The organism is Methanomethylovorans sp. (assembly GCF_041305605.1).
Taxonomy (GTDB): domain Archaea; phylum Halobacteriota; class Methanosarcinia; order Methanosarcinales; family Methanosarcinaceae; genus Methanomethylovorans.
Map to the genome: position 1 here is coordinate 1 of NZ_JBFYLB010000149.1, position 10,434 is coordinate 10,434.

At 45.7% G+C, this 10,434-nt stretch carries 8 protein-coding genes; 1 reads left to right on the forward strand and 7 read right to left on the reverse strand.

Features of this window, described 5'->3' with window-relative positions:
• Positions 1-494: 494 nt before the first annotated feature.
• The 7 genes from thiI to ACCM36_RS09435 all read right to left on the reverse strand — a co-directional run bounded on the left by thiI (position 495) and on the right by ACCM36_RS09435 (position 9,471).
• Entirely contained in the window at positions 495-1,664 is a 1,170-nt protein-coding gene (gene thiI / locus ACCM36_RS09405; protein WP_370573507.1) for a tRNA uracil 4-sulfurtransferase ThiI, read from the reverse strand.
• Between the two features lie 74 nt (positions 1,665-1,738).
• Positions 1,739-2,044, reverse strand: coding sequence for an acylphosphatase (locus tag ACCM36_RS09410; RefSeq protein WP_370573500.1), 306 nt, complete (start codon positions 2,042-2,044; stop codon positions 1,739-1,741).
• A gap of 1 nt (position 2,045) precedes the next feature.
• A complete protein-coding gene (locus ACCM36_RS09415) occupies positions 2,046-3,950 on the reverse strand; it encodes a threonine--tRNA ligase (RefSeq protein WP_370573501.1) in 1,905 nt (634 codons plus the stop codon).
• Positions 3,951-4,054: 104 nt separating this feature from the next.
• The gene (locus tag ACCM36_RS09420) at positions 4,055-5,125 is read right to left on the reverse strand and encodes an AI-2E family transporter (RefSeq protein ID WP_370573502.1); all 1,071 of its coding nucleotides are present in this window, start codon (positions 5,123-5,125) and stop codon (positions 4,055-4,057) included.
• A 75-nt stretch (positions 5,126-5,200) separates the two neighbouring features.
• Positions 5,201-7,216, reverse strand: coding sequence for a phosphoadenosine phosphosulfate reductase family protein (locus ACCM36_RS09425; protein WP_370573503.1), 2,016 nt, complete (start codon positions 7,214-7,216; stop codon positions 5,201-5,203).
• Positions 7,217-7,255: 39 nt separating this feature from the next.
• Positions 7,256-8,629, reverse strand: coding sequence for an NADPH-dependent glutamate synthase (gene gltA / locus ACCM36_RS09430; RefSeq protein ID WP_370573504.1), 1,374 nt, complete (start codon positions 8,627-8,629; stop codon positions 7,256-7,258).
• The gene (locus tag ACCM36_RS09435) at positions 8,629-9,471 is read right to left on the reverse strand and encodes a sulfide/dihydroorotate dehydrogenase-like FAD/NAD-binding protein (protein WP_370573505.1); all 843 of its coding nucleotides are present in this window, start codon (positions 9,469-9,471) and stop codon (positions 8,629-8,631) included. Before ACCM36_RS09435 ends, gltA begins: the two co-directional genes overlap by 1 nt.
• Before the next feature lie 196 nt (positions 9,472-9,667).
• Here ACCM36_RS09435 and ACCM36_RS09440 point away from each other — a divergent pair, with 196 nt between their 5' ends.
• Complete coding sequence (locus tag ACCM36_RS09440; RefSeq protein WP_370573506.1) at positions 9,668-10,384, forward strand: polyprenol monophosphomannose synthase; 717 nt, start codon at positions 9,668-9,670, stop codon at positions 10,382-10,384.
• Positions 10,385-10,434 lie beyond the last annotated feature (50 nt).

Below are 10,434 nucleotides of genomic sequence, written 5' to 3' on the forward strand. Positions count from 1 at the left end.
CTCCACTTCCTTCTTCTGGCCTGTCTGTTCCCATGGAAATTTACTCATAGAGTCTCAACTTCAGATGTTATTGAGTTCAAACTAATTAGAGTAAATTATACATGTATTTATATAAAACTTATTGGTTAAATCCACCGACATTTAAGAAAAGTGCAACTATCTGAACAAAAAGTATGAATGGAGAACAAGAACATTGATCACATGAACAGTAAATTAGAAGCAGGCGCACATGAAATTTGAGGGAATGGACGAGAGATAAAGGATGAAATTTGTGCTAGAAATTCATGTTGTTGTTACTCTGTGCGCCTATTCTGTGCATACGTTATCAAAATATATAAGGGTTTTGTAGTCCATTGTAAGTAAACGGAGGATATCCAGGAGATAAAAATTAGTAATTATAATGATGATGACACTGAATCTAGAGTAGATACAAAAACTAAAATAAAATATAAAAACAGTGAATCTGTTCAAATACAACACATATACTGCACAGATCACAATCTGAATACTTTTGCGTCTGAGACGGAGGAATGTACCAGACCATCAATATCAACTTTGCTTTCTTCAGACAGCAGAGAATCACATTCAGCTTTGGTCTCAGGTTTTTCCGGCACAGCCGAACAACATGTTACCGGCCTGATGGATACATCATAAGAACCTATCTTCCTTGCAATATCTATAATATCCGACTTATCCAGAGCAATCAATGGATGGTAGAGCGGTATGGCAAGGCCATAAAGTTCGGCATACATGTTTGCAGAAGTCTGGGAAGCTACCTGCCCCAGGGAAGAGCCAGTGATGATCCCTGTAGCACCTTCACGCCTCATGATCTCATAAGCAACCCGGTACATGGTCCTTTTGCACAGTACACAGGTCTTGTTGCGGGAGCATTGCTCTACAAAAGCCTTCAGAGAGCATCCGTGAGGAATCTCATATATTTTAAACGGATGACCAGGAGCCCATTGCTGCAGCACCCTTATACTATCCAGTGCACGCTGCCTGGTAGAATCGTCAGCATAGGGTTCATTGCTGCAGTATATAGGAATTATCTCAACCCCTCTTTTCATCATGAGCCATACAGCCACAGGAGAATCAATGCCACCTGACACAAGGGCGACCATTTTTCCCTGAGTTCCCAGCGGCAGACCACCCACACCCCTGGAATTCTCTGTGAACACATACGCTTCCTTCTGGCGTACCTCTACAAAGATCTCCTTGTCCGGAGTGGTAAGATCCACCGCAGGAGTTTTGCCTTCTAAAAGCAAGCGCTGCCAGACAGCATCTCCGCATTTCAGTCCTACATCCTGGGAAGAAAAATCATGATTGCCGGTCCTGCGGGCCCTTATGGCAAAAGAATCGCCCTCCACAATAAATTCCGCACCGATATCCGCACATTTCCTGGATACTGCCTCAAGGCTTGCATCAACAGCTGTTGCAAATGATGCAGACACCACACCAAAAACATCAGCTGCAGCACTGGCAGCTTTTTCATCAGAAGTGCGGATAAATATTCTTCCCCATTCCCGGCTCAGGCCTGAATACTCCACACCGCGCTGATCAAGCATAGCTGAGATATTGCGCATAAGGATCTTCTCATAGTGGTTCCTGACACCAGGACTTTTCAGTGCCAATTCCCCATATCTAACAATTACTATGTTGTTCATCATCCCACTGTCCTCTGATGAGTCTGATATAACGTACCTGTGAAAAATGTCATTGCGTCCAAATGCCCGAATACTCAACGTCTTATGACAAAGTCTGCAAATTCACCGGAAGGTTGTTTCCATTCGGTCCCCAGAGAATCCACACGTGCCATCGGAGGGCCTACTCTTAGCCTTTGTACAAACAATTCCACTGACTCCTTAGGTCCTTCGGCCAGCACCTGTACACAACCATCGGGAAGGTTACGCGCATAACCTGCAATTCCAAGTTCCTCTGCAGTATTCTTTGTGAACTGCCGGAAAAAAACTCCCTGCACCCTTCCACATACATGGATCTCGACAAGTACGCGTCCAATATCCATGGAAGGGTATTCAGGAACCATCTTATATGAACTTTGGCCTCAAAGATAGCATCTTTGAAAGAGGCAGCCCCCTGTAGGGCAAACCAGCGATCTCTGCCTTTATACGAGCATCCAGTTCTTCGGGTGACATTTCCACAGTCTTGGGGCGGTTGGATTGGGACTCAGACCTGACAGTCACATTTATCCTGCCAGTCTCGACTTCCTTATCCCCTATGACAACTACATAAGGCACCCATTCGCGTCCTGCTTCACGTATACGCTTGCCCACAGTATCTTCCCTGTCATCGATATCCACACGGCAATGCAACTTATCCGAGATCTGTTTTGCAAACTCTAAATGCTTTTCAGATACAGGAAGAACCCTTACCTGAGTTGGAGAAAGCCATACAGGAAGCATGGGGACCTCCCCACGTTCAGCTCTCATGGCCTCTTTTTCCAGCAGACCGTAGATGCAGCGCTCAATAGCACCACTTGGGGAGCAGTGCAATATGGTTGGACGCTGCTCCACACCTGCAGCATCCACGTATTTAATATCATAACGCTCAGCGTTCTCCACATCTATCTGCACAGTAGAAAGAGCACTTGCCTTTGCCAGCGCATCCACAAAGTTGAACTCGAACTTGAGCACGAAATAGAAGAACCTTGTATCCCACATCTCCACGAGCACCGGTTTGTTCACAGTGCGGGCAAGGTTAGTGATGAAATCCTTGTTCTCTTCGTAGAAATCCCTCGTGAACCGGATGGCAACCTCGAAATCTTCTAACTTGATACCGACCTGGTCCAGAATACGGATACACATATTGTACTGTTCGTCGAACTGAGCAACAGCCTGCCCCATGTCATGGCAGAGGGTGTGCATATCAGGCATGGTGAACGCCCTCAGACGACGCAGACCCACAAGTTCGCCCCTCTGCTCCTTACGGAAACTGTAGCGTGTAAGTTCGATCATCTTCAGCGGGAGGCTCTTGTAGGACATGGTCATGTCATGATTGATCAGGAATTGACCGAAACATGCAGCAAACCTCAGGAAAAGCTGCCTTTTATCGGATTCTATGGAGTACTGTCTTGCAGGGAACCTGTCAAGATACTTCTTAAGAGTGGGATGGTTCATATCATACATCAACGGAGTCTCCACCTCCATGGCCCCTACCTTTAGTGATTCCTCAACTACGTAGTTTTCCAGTAAGGACTTGATAAGCCTGCCCTTGGGATAAAAACGCATGTTACCGGAATCAGAACCCGGCTCATAATCAGCTATCTCAAGCCTGCGCATAAGCTCAACGTGAGGAGGTGCTCTTTCTACCTCTCTTTTCTTGGATATCTCATAATCCACGAACTTGCTCAGGTTTTCATGGCCTTTGAAGTCAAAACCATCCATTTCATGAAGCTGACCATCCGGCGTAAGGATACGCCAATATGATTTGGCAGTGCTCTCAGCTTTCAGGGCTTCGGAAACGACCTCCGGCTTTCCCTCAAGGGCACAGACAACATTGACACCATCTTTATTCTCAGGAGATATTGACCTGGAAAGTTCAGAAAGAGGATGACCTTTGCAGCTGATCTTAAATGCTTTGTACCAGCCAAATGGAGCTCTCTTTACAGTGTACTTACCCGAGAGTTCCTTTTCCATGGCAGTAAGCACATAAACTGCAACTTTGGGGGAAGAGAGATTTGGACTTAGGTGAGCATAAGGATAAAGCATAATGTTGTCAGCCTTTACCTGGCCTGTAACCTTCTCTATCTCCGAGACCGCTTTCAATACCACCTCATCAGGATTCGCCTCGTCTGCCTTTTCTACAGCTATGAAAACTGTGAGTGCATCCTCCAGCCTGCCAGACTTCATCGGGTCTTCGATCTTCTCTGCCACCGGGGTGCTTTTCTTGACCTCATATTCGATATAATCGGAATGGATGAGCAATAACTGCATGATTTCACCTGCGAAATTACCTGTAGACTTAGATTTAACAATCCTTATAAACCTTTTTAACAAAAAAGAATTCGAAGCTGCTCAATCAGATTCTTGCGGATATACTAGCAGGAAGGAAGATCTTCATTTTTCTCTTCACCATATACAGGAGTTCCCATATGAACCCTATAAGCAGATATGAGACAGGCAAGAATGATAGGTGCCAAAAAGAACCCGGAGATACCCCCTACAAAAGCACCGCCCAGAAAAGAAAGCATTATTAGCAGAGGATGCACACGTGAATGCATACTTGCAAGGTAAGGACGCAGGATGAACTCTGGTGGCACATAGATGACAATGGAAGCCACTATAAAAAAGATTACCGCTGCCTCAAGTCCCATCTGGAAATAGCGAAGCACCGCAAGAGCAACAAGTACTATATAGCCAGCGAATAAGGGAATAATGGATGCAACAAAGATGAGAGTAGCAAGGGCTAGAATATGGGAGAAGCCAAAGATATAAAAGACCACAAGAGAAGTGACACTTACAAATAATGCAGCATAGGCATTGCCAATGAACACGCCCTTAAGTATCAGATCCAGATGTCTTACATACTCTGCAACCCACGGCCTGTTGTCTACCGGCATGAAGGCAACCATACTTTTGTAAACCTTGTACCCGTCCGCCAGAAAAAAATAGCAGACTAATACGGATATGATCAAATTGAGAATGAACATTACAATGGTCTTCGCATAGGATAGTAAACCAAATCCACTCAGTAGAGGGAGAATGGAAGTGGATGTATCCCATATAAGTTGACGGATCTGCTCATTGTATTCCGGCGGTACATCTATGGACACAACAAAATCAAACAGATTGTTAATGAATACAGATTGGTTATCGAAGATCCAGCCGACAAACCTTACTATCTCAAATACACCTGAGCCTATGATCAAGACCACTGGAAGCACAATGATAAGAGTTGCAATCAGTGCGCCTAGTCTATGATAGCGATGTAACTTGAGATATATAGGCCGGGCTATATATGCCAGGACCAGACCCAGCACTATGCCATCCGCAAGGGGCAGAAAAATAGATGCAAGTACCAGTGAAAGCAGTATAATGATCAAACCAACAGCTATCTTTAATCTGGAAGATATCAGCACAGAAATACCATCTAATTGACCTAACTGCATGTATACACATCTTGCACTTTTTATTTTGAGACAGTAATATAAGTAGTATAAAAGTATTAAAGCTTCACCCACATATCAATGGTCCTGCTTTAGCCACGGCAAATTACGGGGAGCATATTTAAGGACCACACATGGTTCTATACACTTGCCACATCTGATACAAGCATCACTGATATACAGGCCGCGCATATCATCGACTTCAATGGCACCCACCGGACAAACTCCCTTACAGATACCGCATCTGGTACACATGCACACTCTCATAAGCTGCAGTACGACCTGCCTGAATACTTCAGTGGCTTTCTCCCTGCTGTCAGAAGTGACCAGCAGGTTACCCGAAGAGAAGAACTTAACAGTTGCATCATTGTTCCTTACAAGCAGCATTCCCATGTTCTCAGCAGCTTTCATTTCACCTACAATATGCAACACATCTGCCGCATCCTGTAGAGAAATACCCCCTACGTTTGCCTCGATGGTAAAACCTCCACTTGTACATGGAGAAACACCGCTTACAGACTCCACACTAAAGCTTTCACTTATTACTGGAACATCATATGCTATCCCAAGATCTTCTGCAAGCTTGAGCATTTTAGGAGGTAGTTCTTTCCAGCGCCAAAAGCCATGTTCCACGAATGATTCCGGCAGCCCCTTTTTGCTGGCCCATTCCAGCAGGTATGCATGCCAGCGTGCATGCAAGTCGGGGTGCAACCGGGAAAAAAGCTGATATTCCGCAGACAGGGAGGCAGGACATAGATAACATCCCACTCTTTCGAATCCCAGATCATATAGAGGATTATACTCAAGCTTCTTCCCATATATGTACAGCCATACCTCAATTGCCCGCCAGTCGCGGATGGGGAAAATATTTAGCTGCGTGGGAACAAAGGGATTTTTCTCACTTGCAGAAATAGAAGCCCTCGAAAACGATTCGTATCTTCTCTTGCCGTCGACGGTAAGGCATATTTCCCCTTCACTCACTGATTCATCAATCAGCCTGTTAGCAGGTGCCAGCTTGCATACTTTACAGCACCAGCGCATGTCCTTTGCAGGTGGACCGAACCTTTCAAGGTTTTCCCAGAAAGCATCCCCTGCAGCTGATTCCTTTAGCTCTATACTACGACTGGCACAGAACTGCCGAGCAAATTCCACCGTCTCAGGGAACTCAATGCCCGTATTGAGGAAAAAAGCCCTGACTTCCCTGCCTTTGAGAACATTGATACTCAGATCAAGTACCACCAGGCTATCCTTCCCTCCACTGAAGGACACATGAACAGGCAGATCCCTGTATTCCTTGCGGCTGGCGATACCCTTAATCACATTGGAGGCATCCTTTGATATTTTCTCCATGTGGCTTGCATTCGCCTTTATTACGTCATGTATGGAAGATATACGCCGGTTCAGGGAAACTGTGCTCCCGTCAAGCTTCCTGACCCTTAATATGGCATCCTCCGAAATGCTAAAGTGCTCATGATCACAAAGAGATACACCAAAGCCTATGAGATTTCTGCATTTGATAAGGACAGTATCCCCTTTTTTTATGTCGTGTGTGAATTGCAGAAACTGATCAGATTTTATCTTCTTGCCGCTGAGGTGACTGGAAGCCTTCCTTAGTTCAACCGTCTTATTTGCAGTATTTGCTGCCAGGATCTTTGCACCATCGATAGAAAGGTCAAAAACATAACCCAACGTTTTCATATCAAAACGCAGTACACCAAAATGCAAGCCGTCAACTATCACTTCATCTGTTCTGTCATCACCTGTGGCCTTGTTCAGCAATACGATCCGATCACCGATGGGGTCACAACCGAAAGCTGTTAACAGGAGATCTTTGAGCACTTCTTTCTCATGGGGTGAACAGAACCTTATGTCCCCGGGAGGTGACAGATTAACATGAGTGCCTTCTGACTGACAGATGTCACAGGTGGATTTTAACAGAGGTACATTACAACGCTGACACCAGAAAATATAATGCTTCAGATCGACACCATGCTGTTTCCAGGACCTTGAAGCTCTGCTTTGGAATTGTGATCCGGGATGTTTTCCGGCAGAAGAATTTCCAGTGGATGAAAAATATCTGTTTTGTGGTTTCATTGTAGTATATGTTAAAAAAAATTGACCGATCTTAGACGGTCATTGCTTGTTAAGGTAGTCGTTGATGGTCTGAGCAGCGAGCTTTCCAGCACCCATCGCACTTATTACAGTTGCAGCACCCGTGACCACATCACCACCTGCGCATACGCCCGGAAGAGAGCTCATGGATGAATCGTCCACCGTGATAGTGCCTTTAGAAGTGGATTTAAGACCCCCGGAACCTGAGAATATGAGAGGGTTAGGAGATGTGCCTATGGCGATTATCACTGTATCGGCTTGGACCTCATGTTCTGAACCGCTTACATGCACAGGTTTTCTGCGGCCTGAGGCATCCGGTTCACCAAGGTCCATCCTGATGCACTCCACACCCTTGACATTCATTTTATCGTCACCCAGAATGCGGACAGGATTGGTGAGCAGCCTGAAGATAATTCCTTCTTCCTTAGCATTCTCCACTTCTTCTCTGCGTGCCGGCAGTTCATCCTCGCTACGGCGGTAGACAATGCTGACCTCATCCGCACCCAGCCTGAGGGCACACCGTGCAGCATCCATTGCCACATTTCCGCCACCTACCACTATAACCTTCTTACCGCGCTTTATTGGCGTATCATAATCAGGGAAACGGAAAGCCTTCATAAGGTTCACACGGGTCAGGAACTCATTGGCAGAATAAACACCGTTGAGGTTCTCTCCATCGATACCCATGAAATTGGGAAGGCCTGCGCCTGTGCCCAGAAATACCGCATCGAACTCTTCCCTCAGTTCATCCAGCGTCTTGATCTTTCCGATGACATAATCCACCTTTATGTCCACTCCGAGCTGCTTGATATATTCCACTTCCTGGCGCACTATCGCCTTGGGCAGACGGAACTCGGGAATTCCATAGGTAAGTACTCCTCCCGGCTCATGGAGTGATTCGAAAATGGTCACAGAATTCCCCGCCTTTGCAAGGTCAGCGGCAGCTGTGAGTCCTGCAGGGCCTGAACCCACCACAGCCACACGTTTACCGGTAGATTTCACTTTCTGCGGTGCTTTGATACCTTTAGCGCTTTCATGGTCTGCAGCAAAACGTTCAAGGCGACCTATAGCTATGGGTTGTCCTTTCTTTGCGAGCACACAGTATTCTTCGCACTGCACTTCCTGCGGACAAACACGCCCGCAAACTGCAGGCAGAGCGTTGGTAAGTTTGATGGTACTGATAGCCGCATCGAAATCACGTTCAGCAATGAAAGAGATGAAAGTCGGAATATCGATATTTACAGGGCATCCCTGCACACATTTGGGATCCTTGCATTGAAGGCAGCGTGCAGCTTCGGCAACAGCCTGCTCCTCGGTATAGCCCAGTGCGACTTCATTGAAGTTCCTGCGCCTTACTCCGGGGTCCTGCAATGGCATGGACTGTCTTAGTGCCATCACTGCCCACCTCCACAGGTGCATTCGTGTTTCTTAAGGGAACTACTCTCTTCTTCCCTGTAAACTGCCAAGCGGCTCATAAGCAGATTGAAATCTACCTTATGGGCATCGAACTCAGGTCCGTCAACGCAGGCGAATTTAGTTTCACCGCCCACTGAAACCCGACAGCCTCCACACATGCCCGTACCGTCGATCATTATGGGATTTAAGCTTACAAGGGTCTGGACACCGAAGGGCTTTGTGACACCGGCCACCGCCCGCATCATTATGGGTGGACCAATGGCCACTACCCGATCCACATGCTCATCGCTTTGCAGCAGTTTCTGGAGCACATCAGTAACAAAACCATGATGACCTTTGGTACCGTCATCCGTACATATTAGCAATTGATCACTTTCTGTGCGCATTTCTTCTTCGAGAATCAGCAAGTTTTCACTTCTGGCACCTATGATAGAGATCACTTTATTGCCTGCGGCCTTGTAGGCTTTTGCCTGTGGATAGACCGGAGCCACACCCACGCCCCCCCCCACAAGTACAACCGTACCCAGCTTTTCTATCTCGGATGGAGTGCCCAACGGCCCTACGAAGTCCTGAAGCTCATCCTGAGCTTTCAGAGTGGCCAGCTGTTTGGTCGTTTTGCCCATCTCCTGGAAAATAATGGTTACAGAACCTTCCACAACATTATAATCCGCAACTGTGAGAGGGATTCTTTCACTTTGCTCATCAATTCTGATTATCACGAACTGCCCGGGCTTTGCAGCTCTTGCCACATCAGGTGCAAGCACCTTCATCAAGTGTACCTGGTGCACCATATCCCGTTTCTCAATTATCCTGTATGACATTTGATCACATTCGAACTGGATTGGAGGATTATGTGCATAGGATAATATTAATAGTACTTAAGAATTCAGTTATGCGTATTTATTTAAAATATGCGGCAATTTAAATATATTCCTATATATTAAAATAAGTAAATAGTATTGCATACATAATCATTGCTTAAGACTATTCGGGACAAGAATCAAAGAGGACCCACACGTGCATGTATCTATTGTTCTTCCCACATACAACGAAAAAGAGAACTTACCTCTGGTGATACAAAAACTTTTAGATGTATTTGACAACCATCACGTAAAGGGAAATATAATAGTTGTGGACGACAATTCCCCTGATGACACAGGAAAACTGGCAGATCGGATTGCTGAGAAGGAGCATAGAGTGCAGGTCATACACCGGGAAGGAAAGATGGGACTTGGGACTGCATATATAGCTGGTTTCAGGCATGCACTTGAAAATAATATGGCAGATCTTGTATTCTCCATGGACTGTGATCTTTCACATGATCCTGCATATATTCCCGATTTTATCGATATGCATCTAAAGGGATATGATGTAGTGGTAGGCTCCAGGTATATAGCTGGGGGTGGAGTAGAGAACTGGGGAATGCACAGACGTATCATGAGCAAAGGTGCAAACCTGCTATCAAGCACTATACTGGGAGTCAGGGTCAAAGACATGACCACCGGTTACAGGTGTTATACCTGTCAGGTGCTGAAAGAGATAGAGATGAATTCCATTACATCGAATGGATATTCATTCCTTGAGGAAGTGCTATTTCTGTGCAATAAAAAAGGTTTTGCCATCGGAGAAACACCCATAGTATTCATTGACAGAACACTTGGGAGCTCAAAACTATCTAAAAATGAAATGTGGAAATTTTTCCTGACACTTATGAGATTAAAAATAAAACGTTGATGCTTTCGGAAAAAATGAAACTGAAAGCATCAGATCTTCGGTGAAGTGAA

Bases quoted from the DNA above. Each gene is read 5' to 3' on its own strand.
- thiI (WP_370573507.1), bottom strand. From the start codon at position 1,664: ATGAACAACATAGTAATTGTTAGATATGGGGAATTGGCACTGAAAAGT.
- ACCM36_RS09410 (WP_370573500.1), bottom strand. From the start codon at position 2,044: ATGGTTCCTGAATACCCTTCCATGGATATTGGACGCGTACTTGTCGAG.
- ACCM36_RS09415 (WP_370573501.1), bottom strand. From the start codon at position 3,950: ATGCAGTTATTGCTCATCCATTCCGATTATATCGAATATGAGGTCAAG.
- ACCM36_RS09420 (WP_370573502.1), bottom strand. From the start codon at position 5,125: ATGCAGTTAGGTCAATTAGATGGTATTTCTGTGCTGATATCTTCCAGA.
- ACCM36_RS09425 (WP_370573503.1), bottom strand. From the start codon at position 7,216: ATGAAACCACAAAACAGATATTTTTCATCCACTGGAAATTCTTCTGCC.
- gltA (WP_370573504.1), bottom strand. From the start codon at position 8,629: ATGGCACTAAGACAGTCCATGCCATTGCAGGACCCCGGAGTAAGGCGC.
- ACCM36_RS09435 (WP_370573505.1), bottom strand. From the start codon at position 9,471: ATGTCATACAGGATAATTGAGAAACGGGATATGGTGCACCAGGTACAC.